This is a genomic window from Serratia sp. 4542, assembly GCF_016805595.1.
GTDB lineage: Bacteria > Pseudomonadota > Gammaproteobacteria > Enterobacterales > Enterobacteriaceae > Serratia > Serratia nevei.
Window position 1 is genome coordinate 533,831 of record NZ_RXKV01000010.1, and the last position, 21,961, is coordinate 555,791.

Genomic DNA, 21,961 nt, shown 5'->3' on the forward strand with positions numbered 1-21,961 from the left:
ATGCCGGCAGCCTGTCTGCCGGCTTTTTTTTGCCTGCGATCTGCGCGTGGGCCACATCACTTACGGTACGGCCGGACGTCCGCGCATTTGCGCGGAGCCCTGTGGCAGGGGCGTGCCATTGTTAACCGCGAGTAATGGAGAAATAACGATGAAAAACTGGAAAACCAGCGCCGAGCAGATCCTGACGGCGGGACCGGTGGTGCCTGTTATCGTGATCAACAAGCTGGAGCAGGCGGTGCCGCTGGCGAAAGCGCTGGTTGCCGGCGGCGTGCGGGTGCTGGAGGTGACGCTGCGCACCGCCTGCGGGCTGGAGGCTATCCGCGCTATTGCCAACGAGGTGCCGGAGGCCATCATCGGCGCCGGTACGGTGATCAATCCGCAGCAGCTGCGGGAGGTGACCGAGGCGGGGGCGCAGTTCGCCATCAGCCCGGGGCTGACCGAAGCCTTGCTGCAGGCGGCGACGGCGGGGCCTATCCCGTTGATCCCGGGCATCAGCACCGTTTCCGAGCTGATGCAGGGTATGGATCACGGCCTGCGCGAATTCAAATTCTTCCCGGCGGAAGCCAACGGCGGCGTGAAGGCGCTGCAGGCGATCGGCGGCCCGTTCCCGCAGGTGCGTTTTTGCCCGACCGGTGGCATTACGCCAAACAACTACCGCGATTATTTGGCGTTGAAGAGCGTGCTTTGCATCGGCGGTTCCTGGCTGGTGCCGGCGGATGCGCTCGAAAACGGCGACTATGCGCGCATCACTGAACTGGCGCGCAGCGCCGTCAGCGGGGCTGCGTTGTAACCCGCACCGCGCCTGGGATTGGCGCTTATTTGCGCACTCGCGCATATCGCAAGGCTCAACCCTTTGTTGAGCCTTTTTTAATTTTTATCGTGATTAACTTTCTTATTTTTAACCCGTTTTTTTCTGCTTTTTTATGAAAACGGCAGTTTGCTTTCTCATTTTGGCTGTGGTAAAAATATCTCAGTCGAAAATTTTACTTTTATGAGGATATTGGGCAAATCGCACGGTGTGCGGCTGATAATAGAGAACTATTATGATGACTATTAACGGAACTACCCTCAGAACCTCTACTTGCCAACTCTTCCTGTCTGCGATCCTTGCCAGTGAGCATCACTGGTGCAGCGAGCTATAGCGTCTTTCTCCCTTAACCGGTGCAGGTGGCGGGCTTAGGCCTTCACGCTACCGTTCAGCCGGGCAAACATTCTTTTTGCGTTTGGGTCAGTTTATCCCCAGGGATCTCTGCGTCTTGCGCGCCGCAATACGGCCGTTCGACGAGATAAATCGGGATAAATATGCCTTGGCGCGCGTTATTCGCCGTTTGGGAGAAAAATTATGATTTATTGGATCTTTTTAGGTTTGGCCATCATGACCGAAATCATCGGCACCTTGTCGATGAAATACGCCAGCGTCAATGGCGGCATGATCGGGCACATCGTGATGTACGTGATGATCACCGCGTCTTATGTGTTGCTGTCGGTGGCGGTAAAACGCGTGGCGCTGGGCGTGGCTTATGCGCTGTGGGAAGGCATCGGCATTCTGTTCATTACCCTGTTCAGCGTGCTGTGGTTCGACGAGCCGATCTCGGCGCTGAAGGTGCTGGGCCTGGCTACGCTGATCGCCGGCATCATGCTGGTGAAATCCGGCACCCGCAAAGAGCGAAAACAGGCCAGCCCGCGAGGTGATAACCATGCAACAGTTTGAGTTGTACCACATTGGGTTCCTGGGACTGGCGATCGTGCTGGAAATCATCGCCAACATCTTCCTGAAGATGTCGGACGGCTTCCGTAAAATTTGGCTGGGGCTGCTGTCGCTGCTGTCGGTACTCGGCGCGTTCAGCGCCCTGGCGCAGGCGGTGAAGGGCATCGATCTGTCGATCGCTTATGCGCTGTGGGGCGGTTTCGGTATCGCCGCCACCATCGCCGCAGGCTGGATCATGTTCGGCCAGCGGCTGAACGCCAAAGGCTGGATTGGCCTGGCGCTGCTGCTGACGGGGATGGTGATCCTCAAACTGTCCTGATAGCCGGCAATATAAAACCGCAGGCGTTGCCGTCTGCGGTTTTTTTTCGTCTGCGCTCAGGCTTACAGCGCGGCGATGATTTTGATTTCCACCTTGTACTTCGGATTCATCAGCTGCGCCTGCACCGTGCAGCGCACCGGCGCGCTGCCGGCGACCACCCAGGCGTCCCAGGCGGCGTTCATCGCGGCGAAGTCGGCGGTGTTGGCCAGGAAGATGGTGGCATCCAGAATACGGCTTTTATCCGAACCGACGCGCGCCAGCAGCACGTCGATGGCGGCGAGGGCGTTGGCGGTCTGCGCGGTCGCGTCGTCGTCCAGGTTTTCCGGCACGCTGGTGTAGTAAACGGTCTCGTTGTGCACTACGGCCTCGGACCAGCGCTGATCGGGATCAATTCTTTCGATATTCATTTGCTTATCTCCATATCATAGTCGTGCTAAGGGTAGCACAGCCGGTCATGAAAATGCGCGGCGATAAAGTGGGTGGTAGCCGGGCGGCAGGCTTGGCATAATCACCGCTGAATGACACCGGCAGAGAGACAGCGTGACAGACGATTTTGCAACAGACGGCGCCTTGGCGCAGGCTATCAAGGGATTCAAACCGCGTGAGCCGCAGCGGCAGATGGCGCAAGCCGTTACCGAGGCGATCAATTTCAAGCAGGAGCTGGTGGTCGAAGCCGGCACCGGTACCGGCAAAACCTTCGCTTATTTGGCGCCGGCGCTGCGCGCCGATCGTAAAGTGATCATCTCGACCGGTTCGAAAGCGTTGCAGGATCAGCTGTATGCGCGCGATCTGCCTACCGTCGCCAAGGCGTTGAAGTACAAAGGCAAGCTGGCGCTGCTGAAGGGGCGCTCCAACTACCTGTGTCTGGAACGGCTGGAGCAGCAGTCGATGGCCGGCGGCGAACTGGCGGGGCAGACGCTGATCGATCTGGTGCAGCTGCGCAAGTGGTCGTCGCAGACCAAAGAGGGCGACATCAGCACCTGCAGCGAAGTGGCGGAAGACAGCTTCGTCTGGCCATTGGTGACCAGCACCAATGACAACTGCCTGGGGAGCGACTGCCCGCTGTATCAGGATTGCTTCGTGGTCAAGGCGCGTCGCCGCGCGATGGATGCGGATGTGGTGGTGGTGAACCATCACCTGTTCCTGGCGGATATGGTGGTGAAAGAGGGCGGTTTCGCCGAGCTGATCCCGGAAGCCGAGGTGATGATTTTCGACGAGGCGCACCAAATCCCCGACATCGCCAGCCAGTATTTCGGCCAGCAGCTCACCAGCCGCCAACTGTTGGATCTGGCGAAGGACATCACCATCGCCTACCGCACCGAGGTACGCGACGCCGCTCAACTGCAAAAAAGCGCCGACCGTCTCAGCCTGAGCACGCAAGATTTTCGCCTGAATCTGGGCGAGCCGGGTTTTCGCGGCAATCTGCGCGACGTGCTCGGCGAACCCAACGTGCAGCGCGCTCTGTTGCTGCTCGATGATGCGCTGGAGCTGTGTTATGACGTGATGAAGCTGTCGCTGGGGCGTTCGGCGCTGCTGGACGCCGCCTTTGAACGCGCCACGCTGTACCGCGCGCGGCTCAAGCGGCTGAAGGCGGTGACGGAGCCGGGCTACAGCTATTGGTATGAATGCAACTCGCGCCACTTCGTGCTGGCGCTGACGCCGCTGACGGTGGCCGATCGGTTCCGCGAAATGCTGGACGACAAGCCGGGCAGCTGGATCTTTACCTCGGCCACGCTGTCGGTCAATGACCAGCTGGGTCATTTCACCGAACGGCTGGGGCTGACCAAGGCCAAAACGCTGCTGTTGCCGAGCCCGTTCGACTATGCCAAACAGGCGTTGCTGTGCGTGCCGCGCTTTTTGCCTTCGCCGAATCAGCCCGGCGGGGCCCGCCAGCTGGCGCGCATGCTGCGGCCATTAATCGAAGCCAACAACGGCCGCTGCTTCTTCTTATGCACCTCGCACCAGATGATGCGCGAGTTGGCGGAAGAGTTCCGCGCCACCATGACGCTGCCGGTGCTGTTGCAAGGGGAAACCAGCAAAGGGCAGCTGCTGGCGCAGTTCGTCGCCGCCGGTAACGCGCTGCTGGTGGCGACCAGCAGCTTCTGGGAGGGGGTGGACGTGCGCGGCGATGCGCTGTCCTGCGTCATCATCGATAAACTGCCGTTTACTTCACCGGACGATCCGCTGCTGAAGGCGCGCATTGAAGATTGCCGCCTGCGCGGCGGTGACCCGTTCAATGACGTGCAGTTGCCGGATGCGGTCATCACCCTGAAACAGGGCGTCGGCCGCTTGATCCGCGACACCGACGACCGCGGCGTGCTGGTGATTTGCGATAACCGTCTGGTAATGCGGCCTTATGGCGAGGTGTTTCTCAATAGCCTGCCGCCCACGCCGCGCACCCGCGATCTGAAGCAGGCCATCGCCTTCCTGCAGGCCGCCGATGCGTCGGCCACGTGAAAGATGAAGGGCTTACGGGGCTGTGCTACAATGCGCGCCCTGTATGAAAAACCCAGTTTTATTCCCGCCAGAGGTTGGCATGTCCACGCGAATTTTAGCGATCGATACCGCGACGGAAGCCTGTTCCGTCGCCGTCTGGAATCAAGGCGAAATCCACGCCTTGTTTGAGCTGTGCCCACGCGAGCATACGCAACGAATTTTACCTATGGTACAGCAGGTGCTGGCGGAATCCGGTCTGGCGCTCAACCAGCTCGATGCGCTGGCCTTCGGGCGCGGCCCCGGCAGCTTTACCGGGGTGCGCATCGGCATCGGCATCGCTCAGGGCCTGGCGCTGGGTGCCGATCTGCCGATGATTGGCGTTTCTACGCTGCAAACCATGGCGCAGGGCGCCTGGCGTGTCAGCGGCGCGGAGCGCGTGCTGGCGGCGATCGATGCGCGTATGGGGGAAGTCTACTGGGGGCAGTTCGAACGCCAGGTGGACGGCAGCTGGTTGGAAAGCGAAGGCGAGGCCGTGCTGTCGCCGGCGCAGGCGCTGGAGCGTGCGCAGCGCCTGCAGGGCGAATGGGCCCACGTCGGTACCGGCTGGCAAACCTATCCCGACCTGGTCAACGGTTCAACCCTGAGCGTACGCGACGGCCAAATGCTGTTGCCGCAGGCGCAAGACATGCTGCCGCTGGCGCTATACGCCTGGGAACAGGGGTTGGCGGTGGCGGTGGAAAACGCCGAGCCCACCTATCTGCGCAATGAAGTGACCTGGAAAAAACTGCCGGGCCGCGAGTAATCGCGGCGTATTGTGCTGTTGTTGATGCCGGGCGACGAAAGCCTGCAACTTGAACGATGAAACGCGGTCAAAGTTACAGGCATTTCAGGAGATTGCGACCATGTTAATCCGCACTGCAAGTAAAAAGCTGTCGCTGCTGGCCGTCGCCTGCGGCGCGCTGGTTCTGACCGGGTGCGTCACCGTACCGGATGCGATCAAAGGCTCCAGCCCCTCGCCGGTGACTCAGCTTTCCTCGGTACAAAATGCACCGAACCTGTTTACCGGCGCGGAAGCCCGCTTCGGCGGCACCGTGGTCAACGTCGCCAACGAGCAAGGGCGCACGGTGCTGGAGATTGCGGCGGTGCCGCTCGACAGCGGTGCGCGGCCGATACTGGGCGAACCGTCGCGCGGCCGCTTGCTGGCCACGGTAAACGGCTTCCTCGAACCGGTTGATTTCAAAGGCCAGTTGGTGACCGTCGTCGGCCCTATTACCGGGCTGAAAGAGGGGCGGATCGGCATGACGCCGTATCGCTTCGTGACGATGAACGTGACCGGTTTCAAACGCTGGCATCTGGTGCAGCAGGTGGTGATGCCGCCGGCGCCGATGGGCCCGTGGGGCTGGCGTGGTGGCCCGTGGGGACCCGGTTGGGGGGCAGGCTATGGCTGGTATAACCCTGGCCCGGCACAGGTGCAAACCATCGTAACCGAGTAGCATACGCTTGATGTGAACAAATTTGACAGGGCGGCTCAGGCCGCCTTTTTGTTTTTTGGGATAAGGAATATCCGACAATTAGTGACGTACATCGCAACCTGAATAATGTTTAAAACCCGAACTGGTCTGCTGAGTTAAAATATTGTTATGGTTAGGCTGCGAGTTTGAGGGCTGCGATGATAATTAGTAATGATTTCAGGAGTAATACCTTGGATAAGGTCTGGTTAAAACGGTATCCGGCAGATGTGCCCGCAGAGATTGATGCCGATCGCTATTCGTCGTTGATCGAAATGTTTGAGCATGCCGTGCAGCGCTATGCCGATCAGCCCGCCTTTATCAACATGGGCGAGGTGATGACCTTCCGCAAACTGGAAGAACGCAGCCGCGCTTTCGCGGCTTACCTGCAAAATGAACTGGGCCTGAAGAAGGGCGACCGCGTCGCGCTGATGATGCCAAACCTGTTGCAATATCCCATCGCGCTGTTCGGCATTCTGCGCGCCGGCATGGTGGTGGTCAACGTCAACCCGCTGTATACCCCGCGCGAGCTGGAGCACCAGTTGAACGACAGCGGTGCCAGCGCCATCGTCATCGTCTCCAACTTTGCCCATACGCTGGAAAAAGTGGTGTTCAACACCCAGGTCAAACACGTGATCCTGACGCGCATGGGCGATCAGCTTTCGGCCGCCAAAGGCACGCTGGTCAACTTCGTGGTCAAGTACGTTAAGCGCCTGGTACCGAAATACAACCTGCCGGACGCCATTTCATTCCGCAGCGCGCTGCAGCGCGGCCGGCGTCTGCAATATGTGAAACCGGACATCATTAATGCCGATCTGGCCTTCCTGCAATACACCGGTGGCACCACCGGGGTGGCAAAGGGCGCGATGCTGACGCACCGCAACATGCAGGCCAACCTCGAGCAGGCCAAAGCCGCCTATTCGCCGCTGTTCCGTGAAGGGCAGGAACTGGTGGTGACGGCGTTGCCGCTCTACCATATTTTCGCGCTGACGGTGAACTGCCTGCTGTTTATCGACCTGGGCGGGCGCAATTTGCTGATCACCAACCCGCGCGATATTCCGGGGCTGGTGAAAGAACTCGGCAAATATCCGTTCACCGCCATGAGCGGGGTCAATACCTTGTTCAACGCGTTGCTGAACAACGAAGATTTCCACAAGCTCGATTTCTCTACGCTGCGTTTCTCGGTCGGCGGCGGCATGTCGGTCCAAAAAGCGGTGGCCGAGAAGTGGGAGAAAACCACCGGCAAACACCTGCTGGAAGGCTATGGCCTGACGGAGTGCGCGCCGCTGGTGGCCGGTAACCCTTACGATCTGAAACACTACAGCGGCAGTATCGGTTTGCCGGTGCCGTCGACGGACATTCGGCTGGTGGACGACAACGGTCACGATGTGCCGCCGGGCGAACCCGGCGAACTGTGGGTCAAAGGGCCGCAAGTTATGTTAGGCTATTGGCAGCGCCCGGAAGCCACCGACGAAGTGCTGAAAGACGGCTGGCTGGCGACCGGTGATGTGGTGACCGTAGACGAGCAGGGGTTTGTGCGCATCGTCGATCGTAAGAAAGACATGATCCTGGTCTCCGGTTTCAACGTTTACCCGAACGAAATCGAGGACGTGGTCAGCCAGCATCCGAAGGTGCTGGAATGTGCGGCGATTGGCGTGCCCAGCGAAGTCTCCGGCGAAACGGTGAAGATCTGCGTGGTGAAGAAAGACGCTTCGCTGACCAAGGAAGAGCTGTTGACCCATTGCCGTCGCCACCTGACCGGGTATAAAGTGCCTAAAATTGTTGAGTTCCGCGATGAACTGCCGAAGTCGAACGTCGGCAAGATTTTGCGGCGAGAACTGCGCGATGAGCAAAAAACACCGAAGCCGGCCGATGCCGCCTAGGTGTCGCTCTCGCGTCTGACTATCAACAACGCCGGTGAATGCCGGCGTTGTTGTGTTTGAATCCTACAAGAGAATGATGTTTTGAATTATCAGTTGATCACTACCGATGCCGGATTGCAGCAGGTCTGCGAGCAGGCGAGAAAGCATGCCCAGATTGCGCTGGACACCGAGTTTGTCAGAACGCGCACCTACTATCCGCAGCTGGGCCTGATCCAGCTCTACGACGGTGAACAACTCTCCCTCATCGATCCTCTGCCGATCAAGCAATGGCAGCCGTTTGTCGACCTGCTGGCCGACACCGCCGTGGTGAAGTTCCTGCATGCCGGCAGTGAAGATCTCGAAGTGTTTCTCAACGCCTTTAAAACGCTGCCGACGCCGATGGTCGATACCCAGATCCTGGCGGCCTTTACCGGCCGGCCGCTCTCCTGTGGCTTCGCGACGCTGGTGGCGGAGTACATGAAGGTTGAACTGGACAAGAGCGAGTCGCGCACCGACTGGCTGGCGCGTCCGCTGACTGAAAGGCAGTGTGTGTACGCGGCTGCCGACGTGTTCTATCTGTTGCCGATGGCCAAACAGCTGGTGCAGGAGACGGAAGAGGCCGGTTGGACCGCGGCGGCCAATAACGAGTGTCTGCTGCTGTGCCAGCGCCGTAGCGAGACGCTGGCACCAGCATTGGCCTACCGCGAAATCAGCAACGCCTGGCAGCTGCGCCCGCGTCAGCTCGGTTGTCTGCAGAAGCTGGCGGAATGGCGGCTGCGCCAGGCGCGCGAGCGCGATCTGGCGGTGAACTTCGTGGTGCGTGAGGAAAACCTGTGGCAGGTGGCGCGCTATATGCCGTCTTCGCTGGGAGAACTGGATTCGCTGGGCCTGAGCGGGCCGGAGATCCGTTATCACGGTAAAACGCTGCTGGCGCTGGTGGCGGAAGCCGAAGCGTTGGAAGAATCCGAGTTGCCGGCGCCGTTGGCTAACCTTATCGATCAGCCGGGCTACAAGAAGGTGTTCAAAGACATCAAGGCGGCGATCGCTGCCGTCAGCGAGCAAAGCGGGTTGAGCAGCGAACTGCTGGCATCCCGTCGCCAAATTAACCAATTGCTGAACTGGCATTGGAAACTGAAGGACGGCGAGAGTCGCCCTGAATTAATCAGCGGCTGGCGCGGCGATCTATTAATGGCACCGCTGCAGGACATCCTGAAAGATTATTAATCGCTGATTATCACCAGGGCAGGGTAGGGAAACTCTGCTCGGGTGAATATAGGCAGGAAATAATGCGTTGAAGGTAAATCTGGCCAGAATTTACTTTAAACGAGGCGGCGGCAAAGTTAATTGGGAATTGTCCCAAAGGGAAAAATCGCTTTTTGGCTGCCGATAAAGCTTAATAACTGGATGCACATACAGTTACCCCCTGCATAAAATATACAGGGGGTAATTAATGCGTCGCAATCATTTAGCTGCTTCTTCCGATTCCGGTAATGTCACGTTAAGTTCAAGTACCGAAATATCGTCCCCTTTCTGCTCGAATTGCACGTGCAGCATTTCAGGATCGATCTGAATGTATTTGCAAATAACCGCCAGAATATCGCGTTTCAGATCAGGCAGATACGGGGGCTCACTGTCCCCGCGACGACGCTCTGCGACGATAATCTGCAGCCGTTCCTTGGCTATATTGGCTGTCTGTTTTTTGCGGGACAGAAAGAAGTCTAATAAGGCCATGGTTTATCCCCCAAAAAGGCGTTTCAGGAAACCCTTCTTCTCTTCTTCAATGAAGCGGAATGGGCGTTCTTCCCCCAACAAGCGGCAAACAGTATCGTCGTACGCCTTACCGGCGTCTGACTCGGCATCCAGAATGACAGGCTCACCCTGGTTGGAAGCGCGCAGCACGGACTGGTCTTCCGGAATCACACCCACCAGTGGAATGCGCAGGATTTCCAGCACGTCTTCCATGCTCAGCATGTCGCCACGGCTGACGCGGCCCGGGTTGTAACGGGTCAGCAGCAGGTGTTCCTTGATTGGCGATTCGCCTTTCTCGGCGCGGCGTGACTTGGAAGAGAGGATGCCCAGGATACGGTCGGAGTCGCGTACCGAAGACACTTCCGGGTTGGTGGTGATGATAGCTTCGTCGGCGAAGTACAGCGCCATCAGCGCACCGGTTTCGATACCGGCCGGTGAATCGCACACCACGAAGTCAAAATCCATCTCGCCGAGATCGTTGAGAATTTTTTCAACGCCTTCGCGGGTCAACGCGTCTTTGTCGCGCGTCTGCGAAGCAGGCAGGATATAGAGGTTTTCAGTGCGTTTGTCTTTGATCAACGCCTGATTCAGCGTGGCATCGCCCTGAATCACGTTCACGAAATCATACACTACCCGACGTTCGCAGCCCATGATCAGGTCAAGATTACGCAGGCCGATATCGAAATCGATCACGACGGTTTTCTTGCCTTTCTGGGCCAGGCCGGTAGCGATGGCCGCGCTCGAAGTGGTCTTGCCAACGCCCCCTTTACCCGATGTAACAACAATAATGCGTGCCATGAAATGGATTCCTTGTCAAAAGGGCTTAGTTTAAAGGTTGTATGGTTAAAGCGTTATCCAACAGGCTGAGTCGTACGGCCTGCCCGACGTAATCGGACGGGATTTGGTCGCTCAACCAGTACTGCCCTGCGATAGAGACTAGCTCAGCCGCCAGGTGGGTGCAAAAAATCTGACATTGCGTGTCGCCTGACGCGCCTGCCAGTGCGCGACCGCGCATCATGCCGTAGACATGAATGTTGCCGTCGGCAATCAATTCGGCGCCGGCGCTGACGCTGTTGGTCACGATAAGATCGCAGTTGCGGGCGTAAATCTGTTGGCCGGAACGGACAGGCGTGCTGATGATACGCGTTTTAGCGGGGGCGTTATCCGCCGCCACGGGCGCAGGCGCAGGCTCCGGCGCCGCCATCTTCTGGCCTTTGCCTTCGCTCAGCAGCGGCAGCCCGGCACGGGCTATCGCGCGCTTTTGACGCTCATCTCTGCAACCGCTGATACCCACAACGCGCAGACCTGCTGCCGCGACAGCCTGTTGAAGTTCTTTCCAGTTCGCATCGCCATCCAGCGTTGCGACGTTGATAACAACAGGGGCGTTTTTCAGAAAAGCGGGCGCTTGCTCAACTTTTTCCTGTAACGCCTGACGTATTACCTCAGGCTGCGAATTATGCAAATGAACAACCGATAGGGTAAAACTGCTGCCTTTTAGCTCAATTGGCGATTGTGACATCTATCCTGACTCAGTCTCAGCAACTTTAAATCCCCGGAATACCACTCGGGGTGCGATATTCCGATGTACTATAAGCATGTTATAGTCAGAGTTATATCCAGGCAAGACGCTCCCTCAATTAAATAGAGTTAAAAAAATGCTTTGTGTGATCTATAGAAGCCCGAAACGCGATCAAACTTATCTTTATGTCGAAAAAAAAGACGATTTCTCTCGTGTGCCGGAAGAGCTGATGAAAAGTTTCGGCGTGCCGCAATTCACCATGATGCTTTCGCTCGATGAGCGCAAGAAATTGGCCTCGGCGGATATCGAAAAGGTGAAGCAGGCGTTGAAAGACGAAGGCTATTACCTGCAGTTCCCGCCGCCGGTAGAAAACCTGCTCAATCAGCATCTGGTGGGCGACAAAGCCTGAGACGGCGGCCACGGCCAGGGGAGGCGCGATGACACGTTCGGCGAGAAGAACCGTATTGGCCGCCTGGCTGGCGCTGGGCGGTGTGCTGATACCGGGCGCACCGCAGGCGGCACAGGAGGCGACGCTGGCGGCGAGCGGCCGGGATCCGGCGCAGTTTCCGGCGTATGTCGAGCAACTCAAGCGCCAGGCGCGGGAGCAGGGCATCAGCCAGAGCACCCTTGACCGTGCTTTTGCGCAAATACATTTCGTCGATCGGGTGATCAAGGCCGATCGCAATCAGCCGGAGCAGAAGATTACCCTGGATGACTACCTGCGGCGTGTAATGTCGCCCGCCAAGGTGCGCCAGGGGCGCGAACTGTACCGGCAGCGCCAGGCGCAATGGACGCGCGCCAGCGAGCGCTATCGGGTGCCGGGGCGCTATATCATCGCGCTGTGGGGCATGGAAAGCGCCTACGGTAAGATTCAGGGGCGGGAAGACGTGGTGTCCGCGCTGGCGACGCTGGCGTTTGAAGGGCGCCGCGAGGCCTTTTTCAGCCAGGAGCTGATGGCGGCGTTGCAGATAGTCGAGCAGGGGCACGTCGGCGATACGCCCCTGAAAGGCTCCTGGGCCGGCGCAATGGGGCAATGCCAGTTTATGCCGAGCTCTTTCTTGCGCTACGCGGCGGACGGCGACGGTGACGGGCGCATCGATATCTGGAACAACATTGATGATGTCTTCGCGTCTACGGCCAGTTATTTGTCCAAAGAAGGCTGGCAGGCCGGCATCGGCTGGGGGCGCGAGGTCAAATTGCCCGCCGGTTTCAATCGGGCCGAGCTGGGGTTGAAAGACGCGCAGGCGCGCAGCGTCAACGCCTGGCAACAACGCGGGGTGCGTCGTGCGGATGGCAGTGCCTTGCCGCACGCTGTTCAGCGCGGTTGGATCATCGCGCCGGATGATCTGCAGGGGCGGACGTTCCTGGTCTATGATAATTTTCGCACCCTCATGCACTGGAATCGCTCTTACTATTTCGCCCTCGCCGTGGGTATGATGGCGGACGCGATCGGGCATTGATCCGGCACACCAATAATCGGCTTGGCGCGCCAAGCCTCTACAGTTTGGGAGAAGCGGTATGTATCAACATAGAGACTGGCAGGGTTCGCTGCTCGATTTCCCGGTGAACAAGGTGGTCTGCGTCGGCAGTAACTACGCCGATCACATCAAGGAAATGGGCAGCGCGGTTTCCGTCGAGCCGGTGGTGTTCATCAAACCGGAAACGGCGCTGTGCGACATTCGCCAGCCGGTGGCCATCCCCAAAGAGTTCGGTGCGGTGCATCATGAGGTGGAGCTGGCGGTACTGATCGGCACGCCGTTGAAACAGGCCAACGAAGACCGCGTTGCGCGGGCGATCGCCGGCTACGGTGTGGCGCTCGATCTGACGCTGCGCGATCTGCAGGCGGGCTTTAAAAAAGCCGGTCAGCCTTGGGAAAAGGCCAAGGCCTTCGACGGTTCCTGCCCGATGTCGGGGTTTATCCCGGTGGCGGAATTCGGCGATCCGCAAAATGCCGAGCTGTCGCTGACCGTTAACGATCAACTGCGCCAGCAGGGTAATACGCGTGACATGATCACGCCGATCCTGCCGCTTATCAGCTACATGAGCCGTTTCTTCACGCTGCGCGCCGGCGACATCATTCTGACCGGCACGCCGCAGGGCGTGGGCCCGATGGCCTCCGGCGACATGCTGAAAATCAGCCTGAACGGCAAAACGCTCAGCACCCGCGTGATCTGATCTCTCTTGCCGCCGGCGCCGTCGGCGGCAAAGCTTGCATCTTGTGGCTAAAATGTCTATATAGTCCCCCCTCGAACCTGTGCGCAGGTGACTTATCCATTTACCGAAACCGGACGCTAACATGTCACAACTCGCTTTTTGGCAACAGAAAACGCTGGCGGAAATGTCAGAACAAGAGTGGGAATCGCTGTGCGACGGGTGCGGGCAATGCTGTTTGAATAAGCTGATCGACGAAGATACCGACGAGATTTATTTTACCAACGTAGCCTGCAACCAGCTCAACATCAAATCCTGCCAATGCCGTAACTATGAGCGGCGCTTCGAGCTGGAAGAGGACTGCATCAAACTGACGCGCGAGAATCTTACGACCTTCGATTGGTTGCCGCCGACCTGCGCCTATCGCCTGATCGGTGAAGGCAAACCGCTGTTCCCTTGGCACCCGCTGCTGAGTGGCTCCAAGGCGGCGATGCACGGCGAGCGCATCACGGTGCGGCATATCGCGGTGCGCGAGAGCGAAGTCGTGGACTGGCAGGATCATATCCTCAACAAGCCGGACTGGGCCAGGTAACGTCACCCCTTGGGCAGCAAGAGGGCGGCGTATTCAGACATTCCGCCCTCTGCGCTATCTGGCGCGCTACCGACGGGCGTGGGGTTATGGCATAACCGCCACTTCACGCTTTTTTATCGCGGCGATGCCAGTTAGCCAGATTTTTCAGCGGCTGCTTCACATACGGGCTGGCTTTGATCAGGCTGAACAGCAGTTTATTCACCGCCGTACCCACCTTGTCCATCGGCCGGTCGATATCGAGAAACAGCACCGCACGCAGCTCGTCGGTGTCGTTGCGGACCTCGTGCTCGTAGGAATCATCAAACAGAATCACTTTGCCCTCATCCCAGTGCAGGATCTGATCGTCAACGCGGATCCACAGCTTTTCCCGATCCTTTGGCACGATCAACCCCAGGTGCGCACGCACCACGGCACGGGTCGGGCCCTTGTGGGGCACGATGTGATAGTGCGGTTTAAGAATCGAAAACATCGCGGTGCGCATGCCGGGGATCTCGCTGACCGCCTGTGCGGTGCGCGGGCAAATGGCGCAGTTATCATCAACCCGCTGCCCGTAGACAAACAGCCCGAAGGTTTTCCAGTTATCCCCTTTAGAGATGCGTTTCTGATCCGGCGATATTTGGTGGAACGCGGGAATATCTTCCGGATGCTCCAGCAGCCGATCCAACTCCTCCCGAATTGCCGGCCAATGGGCTTCCAGCGTGGCCACCCAGTTAAATTCATGATTACCGATCTGCGGCGTAGTCGAGATTAGCGAATGACGGGTCTGAAATTCGCCGTTCCAGCGCAGGAATCTTTTCCCGGCTTTAAGCAGCAGGCGGCGCAGGAGGGGGCGCTGAGATGCAGGGGGCAATGCGGTATCCGGCATAGAATCGTGTCCTTGATGTCATTGACGTTATGCAGTCAGCCAGAGACAGGGCCTGGCTCACCGAAAGAAAGGGTGAAAATCACAACGTCATTTAGCATAAGGAAAGCATCGCGAATGATTTTAATCATTAGTGCGCGAACGGTGAGCGGGCCTTGGGATAAAGGGGAAGGAAGGAAAAAAGCCCCTGCAAAGATGAGGGGCAAGACACACAACAACACCAGGGAAATCGGTAATACTCACTTTGCCGATACTATAAGGATTTTATGGGCAAACTTCACCAAAATATTGTGCTCTGAATGTGACAAAGACGCAGTGGTTCATAAGTAACGGTAATTTATTGCTGTCCTAAGGCCGAAAGGAAAGCGCTGGCGCCGCCCGTTGTTGCCCGCCAACATCGCAGAAGTTTAATGTTATGTAAATTACGCGCTTAACCGAGCCGGAATGCTTCTTTTTAAACGATAAGTTGGGTAATTTGGCCGCTCTCCCGCATGTTCGAGAGTATAACAATGAAAATGATCCGTCTGTTTGCCGTGGCTGGAGCGCTGATTGTGCTCGTTTATTTCCTTACACATACCTGAAATGGGGTTATCTCTGAATTTGACCGTAATACCCTAAAAAAACGGCGCCGAAAGGCGCCGTTTTTTGTTTGTCTGCCGATCAGCGGCCGAACAGGTCGCGGCGACGTGGGCGAACAAATTGTGCGATCAGCACAATCAGCGCCACCAGCAGATAGGCGCCGAAGATGCCGACCAGCCACTGTGGCATTTCCAGCGTCAGGAACTGCCATTGGCGCACGGAGCAGTCGCCGGAAGCGTGGAACACCGCCGGCAGCCATTTGTCCAGCGGCAGCCACGAAGGGAAGCTGACGAAGAAATCGCAGGTATTGAACGGCGAAGGGTGCAACTGGATCATGGTGTGCTTCCACGCCAGCTGTACGCCTTCCCAGGCGCTGTAGATCCACAGCAAGATCGCCACATAGCGCAGTGGGGTTTTCGGCGCGATGGCGCCCACCAGTGAGGCGCCGAGGATGCCGAACAGCGCGCAACGCTCGTAAATGCACATGACGCAGGGCTGCAGCAGCATAACGTGCTGGAAATAGAGCGCGACCAGTTCCAACACCAACGCTGTCAGGGCCATCAGCAGCCAGGCGCCGCGTCCTTGTGAACAGCGGTTAAAGAATTGCAACATATCTAGATTCTTCCATGCAGTAAGCAATTGAACCGGCAGTGTAAACCAATTCCTTCTCGCTGCCAGCCACCTGGGCCGGATTCAGCGTAAAAATAGTCGGTTCACCCTGCCGGCGCCGCCTTAGTGGCCGACGGCGTCGATGGGCGGCAGCGCCAGCCAATGCCACTGCGTCAGCAGCTCGGTCGCCGGCTCCAGCGTGAACTGGACGCACAGCAGACCGACCACCGTCAGCACCACCGTATAAGGCAGGGCCATCCACACCATGCGGCCATACGACAGACGCACCAGCGGCGCCAATGCCGACGTCAGCAGGAACAGGAACGCGGCCTGGCCGTTAGGGGTGGCGACCGAAGGCAGGTTGGTGCCGGTATTGATGGCAACCGCCAGCAGCTCAAACTGCTTCAGCGCGATGGTGCCGGTCTCCAGCGCCGTGCGCGCCTCGTTAATGTAAACCGTGCCGACGAAAACGTTGTCGGAAACCGACGACAGCAGGCCGTTGAACAGGTAGAACAGCGAAAGCTGAGAGGCGGGGTCGGCGCGCAGCACAAACTGGATCACCGGGCTGAACAGGTGCTGCTCGATGATCACCGCGACCACGGTGAAAAACACCGTCAGCAGGGCGGTGAACGGCAACGCTTCCTGGAACGCTTTGCCGATGGCGTGTTCGTCGTTTACGCCGCATAGGGAAGTGGCGAGGATGATCACCGACAGGCCGATCAGCCCAACCTCCGCCAGATGGAAGGCCAGCGCCAGCACCAGCCAAACGCCGATCAGCGCCTGCATCACCAGCTTGAGGCGTTCTTGCCTGCTGCGGCCAGCGGTGGCTTTGCGATCATACTCTTTCAGTACGTCGCGCACCGCCGCCGGCAACTGCGCGCCATAGCCAAACAGGCGAAAACGCTCTACCAGCCAACAGACCAGCAGGCCGCACACCAACACCGGCAGCGTGACCGGCGCCATCCGCAGGAAGAAATCGATAAAGCCCCAGCCCGCGCTTTTGGCGATGATCAGGTTTTGCGGCTCGCCTACCATGGTCATGACCCCGCCGAGCGCGGTGCCGACGCCGGCGTGCATCAGCAGGCTGCGCAGAAAGGCGCGGAATTGTTCCAGCGTTTGCTTGCGCTCTTCACCGGTGAAATCGCTGTCATCGCCGATGTCGCCATCGGGGCGATTCGACGTCACGTTGTGATAGATGGAATAAAAGCCGGTGGCCACGCTAATCACTACCGCCACGACCGTCAGCGCGTCGAGGAAGGCGGAAAGGAAGGCGGCGGCCAGGCAGAACGCCAGCGACAGCAGCGTTTTTGACTGGATGTTGAGCAGCAGCTTGGTGAACACGAACAGCAGCAGCTGCTTCATAAAGTAGATGCCGGCCACCATAAAGACCAGCAGCAGCAAGACTTCCAGGTTATGTTCGATTTCCTGCGAGACCTGCGCCGGGCTGGTCATGCCGATGGCCACCGCCTCCAGCGCCAGCAGGCCGCCCGGCAGCAGCGGGTAGCATTTCAACGCCATTGCCAGGGTAAAGATGAACTCGACCACCAGCAGCCAACCCGCGACAAACGGGCTGGCGAAGAAGAACACCAAGGGGTTGATCGCCAGGAAAATGAGAATAGTCAGTTTGTACCAGTCGGGAGATTGCCCCAGAAAGTTTTTGAGCAGGGCGCTGCGCAGGGTTGTTTCCATTGTCCTTTATGCATCCTTAAATCAGTCGTAGCACGTACCCTAACAATGCGGCGGGGGCGGGCGCAACCGGAGCTTGTTTTACGGCGGCAAATTTCTGCCGGCCGGTGTTTTTGCGCGTTTTTTGCCACTTTATGCACACTTTCGTTTATTGTTTTTCGCTCACGCTATGTCATGTCAGCACGATCTGGTATGATGAGCTGATTACTTTTACTGATTTTATCGTCGCAACGGAACGTCAAACACATGGTCATAAAGGCGCAGAGTCCTGCCGGTTTCGCGGAAGAGTACATTATTGAGAGTATTTGGAATAATCGCTTCCCCCCTGGCTCTATTTTGCCCGCGGAGCGTGAGCTTTCGGAGTTGATTGGCGTCACGCGCACCACGTTACGTGAAGTGTTGCAACGTCTGGCCCGCGATGGCTGGTTGACCATTCAGCATGGCAAACCGACCAAAGTGAACAATTTCTGGGAAACGTCCGGCCTCAATATCCTTGAGACCGTGGCCCGTCTCGATCACAAGAGCGTCCCGCAGCTGATCGACAACCTGCTGTCGGTGCGCACCAATATCGCGTCGATCTTTATTCGCGCCGCGGTGCGCAATCATCCGGAACAGGCCCAGGAAGTGCTGGCGAAGGCCGCCGAGGTAGAAGATCAGGCGGACGCTTTCAATCTGCTCGATTACGAGATCTTCCGCGGCCTGGCGTTCGCTTCCGGCAACCCGATCTACGGCCTGATTTTCAACGGCCTGAAAGGGCTGTACACCCGCGTGGGCCGTTACTACTTCTCCAACCCGGAAGCGCGCAAGCTGGCGCTGACCTTCTACAGCAAGCTGTCCACGCTGTGCCATGAGAAGCTGTACGACCAGGTGATGGATACCGTGCGCAACTACGGTAAAGACAGCGGGGCGATTTGGCAGAGCATGCAGGGCACCATGCCGAGCGATCTGACTGAAGCGCGTCGCTAATCGCGTATTCATGAAATAAGAAAGGGCGCCATTTGGCGCCCTTTGTCGTTGTGGCGGTTACAGCGGCGTCGGCCGCGGCGGGCAACGATCGAGCAACTCCACGCTGCCATCTTCGTTTTGCTGCTCGAGGATCACGTCGAAGCCCCACAGGCGATGCAGGTGCTTCAACACGTCGCGGCGGCTCTTATCCAGCGGTGCGCGTTCCTGCGGGATGTAACGCAACGTCAGCGAGCGGTCGCCGCGCAGGTCCACGTTCCAGATCTGAATGTTCGGCTCATGGTTGCTCAGGTTGTATTGCGCCGACAGCTCCTGGCGGATCGCCCGGTAACCGGCTTCGTTATGGATCGCGGCAATCTCCAGATAGTTGTTGCGATCGTCGTCCAGCACGGTGAACAACCGGAAATCGCGCATCACTTTGGGCGACAGGAACTGACTGATAAAGCTCTCGTCCTTGAAGTCGCGCATGGCGAAGTGCAAGGTGTCCAGCCAGTCTTTGCCGGCGATGTCCGGGAACCAGTAGCGATCTTCTTCGGTTGGCGACTGGCAGATGCGCTTGATGTCCTGGAACATGGCGAAGCCCAGCGCATAGGGGTTGATGCCGTTATAGTACGGGCTGTTATACGGCGGCTGATACACCACGTTGGTGTGGCTGTGCAAAAACTCCAGCATAAACCGCTCGGTCACCCGACCCTCGTCGTACAGATGGTTGAGGATGGTGTAGTGCCAGAAAGTGGCCCAGCCCTCGTTCATCACCTGAGTCTGCTTTTGCGGGTAAAAATACTGGCTGACCTTGCGCACGATGCGCAGCACCTCACGCTGCCAGGGTTCCAACAGCGGCGCATTCTTCTCGATGAAATAGAGGATATTTTCCTGCGGCTCGCTCGGATACCGGCGCGCCTGCTCCGGCGACTCTTCGCGTTCGACGCGCGGCAGGGTCTTCCACAGCGTGTTCACCTGGCTTTGCAGATACTCTTCGCGGCTTTTCTGGCGCGCTTTCTCTTCTACCAGGGAGATTTTCTGCGGGCGTTTGTATCTGTCGACGCCGTAGTTCATCAGCGCGTGGCAGGAGTCCAGCAACCGCTCCACTTCATCGACGCCGTAGCGCTCTTCGCATTGGCTGATGTAGTGGCGGGCGAACAGCAGATAATCGACGATGGAGCTGGCGTCGGTCCAGCTGCGGAACAGATAGTTATTCTTGAAGAACGAGTTGTGGCCATAGCAGGCGTGCGCCATCACCAGCGCCTGCATGGTGATGGTGTTCTCCTCCATCAGGTAGGCGATGCAGGGATTGGAGTTGATGACGATTTCATAGGCCAGCCCTTGCTGGCCCTGTTTGTAGCGCTGTTCGGTTTCGATGAACTTCTTGCCGAAGGACCAATGGGTATAGTTGATCGGCATGCCGACGCTCGAATAAGCGTCCATCATCTGCTCGGAGGTGATCACCTCGATCTGATGGGGGTAGGTGTCGAGCCGGTAATGCTTGGCGACGCGGTCGATCTGCTCCAAATACACCTGCAGCAGCTCGAACGTCCAGTCCGGTCCATCGCTCAGACGTTTATCATCCTTAACCTTTTCATGTGTTGAAGTAGTCATCAGCGCACCCTCATTATTCACGGGTCTTGCTCAAACGGCAGGCCCTGTAACAAGCATAGTTCAAGTCATAATTAACCGTTGCAAATCAGTGAAATAAAAATGTCGGTACGCAGGGGAGCGAACGGCAGTCAATCCAGCGCCCGCCGGCGCCGCGTCCGTCCCGGCAGAAGGCGGCGCAGCGCCGCGCTTCCTCTTCGAGTATAACCCTGCGGCAGGGGGGCGCAATAGGGACTCTGTAGCGCGAAAGGGATTGGAATTTGTTATGTTATATTGTAACTTTTCATTTTCTCAATGACGGACAAGGAGCATCTTTTGGCGAGGCATTTTGGCAAACTGGCGGTGGCGCTGGCAGCGTTGTTTATCGGTGGGCAGGCGCTTGCCCACGGACATCATTCACATGGCAAGCCGCTGACGGAAGTGGAAAAAAAGGCGGAAGCGGGCATATTCGACGATAAAGACGTCAAAGATCGCGACCTGGCGGATTGGGAGGGCGTGTGGCAATCCGTGTATCCTTATCTGCTCAATGGGGATCTCGATCCGGTGTTCAAGAAGAAGGCGGAGCAGGATAAGAGCAAGACCTTCGAAGAAGTGAAGGCCTATTACCGCAAAGGGTACGCCACCGATGTGGATACCATCGGCATTGAGAACGGCGTCATGGAGTTTCATCGCGGCGACCAATCCAGCGCCTGTCAGTATAAGTACGCCGGGCATAAGATCCTGACGTATGTCTCTGGTAAAAAGGGCGTGCGTTATCTGTTCGAATGCCAGGATGCCGGCAGCCTGGCGCCGAAATTCGTGCAGTTCAGCGATCACATTATCGGCCCGCGCAAATCGGCGCATTTCCATATCTTTATGGGTAATACGTCGCAGGAGGCGTTGCTGAAAGAGATGGACAACTGGCCGACCTATTATCCCTTCCAACTGCAGACTAAAGAAGTCGTGGACGAGATGCTGCATCATTGATGCCGCTCCCCCGCAACCACAAGCCCGCTTGCGTGGGCTTGTGCTCAGCCAAACGGTCTGATTTGCAGGTAATCGTCCGTCACTGCCATTTCAAATAACGTTTCATCCGCCAATAACGTCGCGCGCATTCGTTCCCGGGCGTGACGATAGCGCTCATCCAACTGAATATCACCGGCGCTTTCCCATGCAGCGCGGCTTGGCCACTGCGCGTAGCCAATAAACTGCCCGCCCATATCACGGTGCAGGCGGGAGCCGAGGCTGCCGCGCTGCAGATAAATGCCTTGGGTTAATTCAAGCCAAGCCTGGCGAAAGGCTTGTTCGTGTCCGGGTTTGACTGAGAACCGGTAGAGGGCGATGAACATAAGGGATTCTCCGGAAGAGCGACAATATGAACTTTAGGAGCTGCTTCTGGCTTTAACGTTCATATCGTGCTGCAGCACTCAACCTAAACGGGCTGAGGTAATCGGTCGTTTTATTCCGGTAGTAAAATAAAGGTTAATTTTTCGCTGAAATTTTACGCGATTTTTCTGCTGCGAGGAGAAACGCATCTCTTTGTCTGTTGTTTTGGTTTTTTTAATTTTATTGGTTTTTTATTCTGATTATGTGATGAGTGGTATTTTTATATTCTGTTAAATCATTGTTACTTATCACGCCTTTTTTTCTTGCTATCATTGCTAGCATTGCTATCGAATCAGCGGTGCTCTGACGCCGTATCCCCCCTTAAACCGCATCTTATCGCTATTTTCAGGTGGCTATTGCAAATGCAGAACCCATCGACGATAAATTAATTGTGAATATTGTCACGTTTGATGATGAAGTTGTTGGACGGATTTTTTCACTGAGTTAATTTCCTGTGAGC

The 21,961-nt window shown here is 57.4% G+C and carries 23 protein-coding genes; 14 read left to right on the forward strand and 9 right to left on the reverse strand.

Annotated elements, in window-relative coordinates; genetic code table 11:
- Positions 1–148 precede the first annotated feature (148 nt).
- The 3 genes from EKL15_RS14775 to mdtI all read left to right on the forward strand — a co-directional run bounded on the left by EKL15_RS14775 (position 149) and on the right by mdtI (position 2,027).
- Positions 149–790, forward strand: a complete 642-nt coding sequence (locus EKL15_RS14775) for a bifunctional 4-hydroxy-2-oxoglutarate aldolase/2-dehydro-3-deoxy-phosphogluconate aldolase (protein WP_060439782.1) — start codon at positions 149–151, stop codon at positions 788–790.
- A gap of 552 nt (positions 791–1,342) precedes the next feature.
- A complete protein-coding gene (mdtJ, locus tag EKL15_RS14780) occupies positions 1,343–1,711 on the forward strand; it encodes a multidrug/spermidine efflux SMR transporter subunit MdtJ (RefSeq protein ID WP_100395680.1) in 369 nt (122 codons plus the stop codon).
- A complete protein-coding gene (gene mdtI, locus EKL15_RS14785) occupies positions 1,698–2,027 on the forward strand; it encodes a multidrug/spermidine efflux SMR transporter subunit MdtI (RefSeq protein ID WP_016927446.1) in 330 nt (109 codons plus the stop codon). The genes mdtJ and mdtI overlap by 14 nt, the downstream gene beginning before the upstream one ends.
- Positions 2,028–2,089: 62 nt before the next feature.
- On the opposite strand, the gene EKL15_RS14790 is transcribed toward mdtI, so the two are convergent.
- Positions 2,090–2,434, reverse strand: a complete 345-nt coding sequence (locus EKL15_RS14790) for a RidA family protein (protein ID WP_015378124.1) — start codon at positions 2,432–2,434, stop codon at positions 2,090–2,092.
- Between the two features lie 133 nt (positions 2,435–2,567).
- Here EKL15_RS14790 and EKL15_RS14795 point away from each other — a divergent pair, with 133 nt between their 5' ends.
- The 5 genes from EKL15_RS14795 (at position 2,568) to rnd (ending at position 9,057) form a co-directional block, all read left to right on the forward strand.
- The gene (locus EKL15_RS14795; protein WP_038877150.1) at positions 2,568–4,484 is read left to right on the forward strand and encodes an ATP-dependent DNA helicase; all 1,917 of its coding nucleotides are present in this window, start codon (positions 2,568–2,570) and stop codon (positions 4,482–4,484) included.
- Positions 4,485–4,563: 79 nt separating this feature from the next.
- On the forward strand, positions 4,564–5,265 hold the full coding sequence (gene tsaB, locus EKL15_RS14800) for a tRNA (adenosine(37)-N6)-threonylcarbamoyltransferase complex dimerization subunit type 1 TsaB (protein ID WP_060423904.1): 702 nt from the start codon (positions 4,564–4,566) through the stop codon (positions 5,263–5,265).
- Between the two features lie 100 nt (positions 5,266–5,365).
- Positions 5,366–5,956: a Slp family lipoprotein gene (locus EKL15_RS14805; protein WP_049271641.1), complete on the forward strand. Its 591-nt coding sequence runs from the start codon at positions 5,366–5,368 to the stop codon at positions 5,954–5,956.
- 209 nt (positions 5,957–6,165) lie between these two features.
- Complete coding sequence (fadD, locus tag EKL15_RS14810) at positions 6,166–7,854, forward strand: long-chain-fatty-acid--CoA ligase FadD (protein WP_060439783.1); 1,689 nt, start codon at positions 6,166–6,168, stop codon at positions 7,852–7,854.
- A gap of 81 nt (positions 7,855–7,935) precedes the next feature.
- Positions 7,936–9,057: a ribonuclease D gene (gene rnd / locus EKL15_RS14815; RefSeq protein WP_038877158.1), complete on the forward strand. Its 1,122-nt coding sequence runs from the start codon at positions 7,936–7,938 to the stop codon at positions 9,055–9,057.
- A gap of 237 nt (positions 9,058–9,294) precedes the next feature.
- Here rnd and minE read toward each other — a convergent pair whose 3' ends face one another.
- From minE to minC, 3 genes are read right to left on the reverse strand one after another with little or no spacing between them, the layout of a single operon-like run.
- On the reverse strand, positions 9,295–9,564 hold the full coding sequence (gene minE / locus EKL15_RS14820) for a cell division topological specificity factor MinE (RefSeq protein WP_004932303.1): 270 nt from the start codon (positions 9,562–9,564) through the stop codon (positions 9,295–9,297).
- A 3-nt stretch (positions 9,565–9,567) separates the two neighbouring features.
- Entirely contained in the window at positions 9,568–10,380 is an 813-nt protein-coding gene (minD, locus tag EKL15_RS14825) for a septum site-determining protein MinD (RefSeq protein ID WP_016927452.1), read from the reverse strand.
- 25 nt (positions 10,381–10,405) lie between these two features.
- Positions 10,406–11,101, reverse strand: coding sequence for a septum site-determining protein MinC (minC, locus tag EKL15_RS14830; protein ID WP_060423893.1), 696 nt, complete (start codon positions 11,099–11,101; stop codon positions 10,406–10,408).
- A gap of 136 nt (positions 11,102–11,237) precedes the next feature.
- Between minC and EKL15_RS14835 the strand changes: the two genes are divergently transcribed.
- The 4 genes from EKL15_RS14835 (at position 11,238) to EKL15_RS14850 (ending at position 13,844) form a co-directional block, all read left to right on the forward strand.
- Positions 11,238–11,510 carry a YcgL domain-containing protein gene (locus EKL15_RS14835; protein WP_203089850.1) on the forward strand — a complete coding sequence of 91 codons (273 nt, stop codon included), beginning with the start codon at positions 11,238–11,240 and terminating at the stop codon, positions 11,508–11,510.
- A gap of 28 nt (positions 11,511–11,538) precedes the next feature.
- Positions 11,539–12,561: a lytic transglycosylase domain-containing protein gene (locus EKL15_RS14840; protein WP_060439784.1), complete on the forward strand. Its 1,023-nt coding sequence runs from the start codon at positions 11,539–11,541 to the stop codon at positions 12,559–12,561.
- Positions 12,562–12,619: 58 nt separating this feature from the next.
- The gene (locus EKL15_RS14845) at positions 12,620–13,276 is read left to right on the forward strand and encodes a fumarylacetoacetate hydrolase family protein (protein WP_004932286.1); all 657 of its coding nucleotides are present in this window, start codon (positions 12,620–12,622) and stop codon (positions 13,274–13,276) included.
- Between the two features lie 121 nt (positions 13,277–13,397).
- Entirely contained in the window at positions 13,398–13,844 is a 447-nt protein-coding gene (locus EKL15_RS14850; protein ID WP_025159803.1) for a YcgN family cysteine cluster protein, read from the forward strand.
- A gap of 103 nt (positions 13,845–13,947) precedes the next feature.
- Here the strand turns inward: EKL15_RS14850 and EKL15_RS14855 are convergent, their stop codons facing one another.
- The 3 genes from EKL15_RS14855 to nhaB form a co-directional block, all read right to left on the reverse strand.
- Positions 13,948–14,709, reverse strand: a complete 762-nt coding sequence (locus tag EKL15_RS14855; protein ID WP_060423885.1) for an aspartyl/asparaginyl beta-hydroxylase domain-containing protein — start codon at positions 14,707–14,709, stop codon at positions 13,948–13,950.
- 657 nt (positions 14,710–15,366) lie between these two features.
- On the reverse strand, positions 15,367–15,897 hold the full coding sequence (dsbB, locus tag EKL15_RS14860) for a disulfide bond formation protein DsbB (RefSeq protein ID WP_033643335.1): 531 nt from the start codon (positions 15,895–15,897) through the stop codon (positions 15,367–15,369).
- Positions 15,898–16,017: 120 nt separating this feature from the next.
- On the reverse strand, positions 16,018–17,583 hold the full coding sequence (nhaB, locus tag EKL15_RS14865; RefSeq protein WP_180547313.1) for a sodium/proton antiporter NhaB: 1,566 nt from the start codon (positions 17,581–17,583) through the stop codon (positions 16,018–16,020).
- 243 nt (positions 17,584–17,826) lie between these two features.
- Here nhaB and fadR point away from each other — a divergent pair, with 243 nt between their 5' ends.
- Positions 17,827–18,546 (forward strand): fatty acid metabolism transcriptional regulator FadR, encoded by a 720-nt coding sequence (gene fadR, locus EKL15_RS14870; RefSeq protein WP_025303107.1) that lies wholly within the window; start codon positions 17,827–17,829, stop codon positions 18,544–18,546.
- Between the two features lie 57 nt (positions 18,547–18,603).
- On the opposite strand, the gene EKL15_RS14875 is transcribed toward fadR, so the two are convergent.
- Positions 18,604–20,139 (reverse strand): SpoVR family protein, encoded by a 1,536-nt coding sequence (locus tag EKL15_RS14875; RefSeq protein ID WP_004932268.1) that lies wholly within the window; start codon positions 20,137–20,139, stop codon positions 18,604–18,606.
- A 312-nt stretch (positions 20,140–20,451) separates the two neighbouring features.
- On the opposite strand from EKL15_RS14875, the gene zinT reads away from it, so the two are divergent.
- Complete coding sequence (gene zinT, locus EKL15_RS14880) at positions 20,452–21,102, forward strand: metal-binding protein ZinT (protein ID WP_033634825.1); 651 nt, start codon at positions 20,452–20,454, stop codon at positions 21,100–21,102.
- A 44-nt stretch (positions 21,103–21,146) separates the two neighbouring features.
- Here zinT and EKL15_RS14885 read toward each other — a convergent pair whose 3' ends face one another.
- Positions 21,147–21,464 carry an antibiotic biosynthesis monooxygenase gene (locus tag EKL15_RS14885; RefSeq protein WP_084827699.1) on the reverse strand — a complete coding sequence of 106 codons (318 nt, stop codon included), beginning with the start codon at positions 21,462–21,464 and terminating at the stop codon, positions 21,147–21,149.
- Between the last annotated feature and the right edge of the window lie 497 nt (positions 21,465–21,961).

Coding starts and splice junctions, on each gene's coding strand:
- EKL15_RS14775 (WP_060439782.1), top strand. CDS start 149: ATGAAAAACTGGAAAACCAGCGCCGAGCAGATCCTGACGGCGGGACCG.
- mdtI (WP_016927446.1), top strand. CDS start 1,698: ATGCAACAGTTTGAGTTGTACCACATTGGGTTCCTGGGACTGGCGATC.
- EKL15_RS14840 (WP_060439784.1), top strand. CDS start 11,539: ATGACACGTTCGGCGAGAAGAACCGTATTGGCCGCCTGGCTGGCGCTG.
- EKL15_RS14885 (WP_084827699.1), bottom strand. CDS start 21,464: ATGTTCATCGCCCTCTACCGGTTCTCAGTCAAACCCGGACACGAACAA.
- EKL15_RS14855 (WP_060423885.1), bottom strand. CDS start 14,709: ATGCCGGATACCGCATTGCCCCCTGCATCTCAGCGCCCCCTCCTGCGC.
- nhaB (WP_180547313.1), bottom strand. CDS start 17,583: ATGGAAACAACCCTGCGCAGCGCCCTGCTCAAAAACTTTCTGGGGCAA.
- dsbB (WP_033643335.1), bottom strand. CDS start 15,897: ATGTTGCAATTCTTTAACCGCTGTTCACAAGGACGCGGCGCCTGGCTG.
- EKL15_RS14790 (WP_015378124.1), bottom strand. CDS start 2,434: ATGAATATCGAAAGAATTGATCCCGATCAGCGCTGGTCCGAGGCCGTA.
- EKL15_RS14845 (WP_004932286.1), top strand. CDS start 12,620: ATGTATCAACATAGAGACTGGCAGGGTTCGCTGCTCGATTTCCCGGTG.
- minE (WP_004932303.1), bottom strand. CDS start 9,564: ATGGCCTTATTAGACTTCTTTCTGTCCCGCAAAAAACAGACAGCCAAT.
- minD (WP_016927452.1), bottom strand. CDS start 10,380: ATGGCACGCATTATTGTTGTTACATCGGGTAAAGGGGGCGTTGGCAAG.
- mdtJ (WP_100395680.1), top strand. CDS start 1,343: ATGATTTATTGGATCTTTTTAGGTTTGGCCATCATGACCGAAATCATC.
- tsaB (WP_060423904.1), top strand. CDS start 4,564: ATGTCCACGCGAATTTTAGCGATCGATACCGCGACGGAAGCCTGTTCC.
- EKL15_RS14805 (WP_049271641.1), top strand. CDS start 5,366: ATGTTAATCCGCACTGCAAGTAAAAAGCTGTCGCTGCTGGCCGTCGCC.
- EKL15_RS14875 (WP_004932268.1), bottom strand. CDS start 20,139: ATGACTACTTCAACACATGAAAAGGTTAAGGATGATAAACGTCTGAGC.
- minC (WP_060423893.1), bottom strand. CDS start 11,101: ATGTCACAATCGCCAATTGAGCTAAAAGGCAGCAGTTTTACCCTATCG.
- EKL15_RS14835 (WP_203089850.1), top strand. CDS start 11,238: ATGCTTTGTGTGATCTATAGAAGCCCGAAACGCGATCAAACTTATCTT.
- EKL15_RS14850 (WP_025159803.1), top strand. CDS start 13,398: ATGTCACAACTCGCTTTTTGGCAACAGAAAACGCTGGCGGAAATGTCA.
- fadR (WP_025303107.1), top strand. CDS start 17,827: ATGGTCATAAAGGCGCAGAGTCCTGCCGGTTTCGCGGAAGAGTACATT.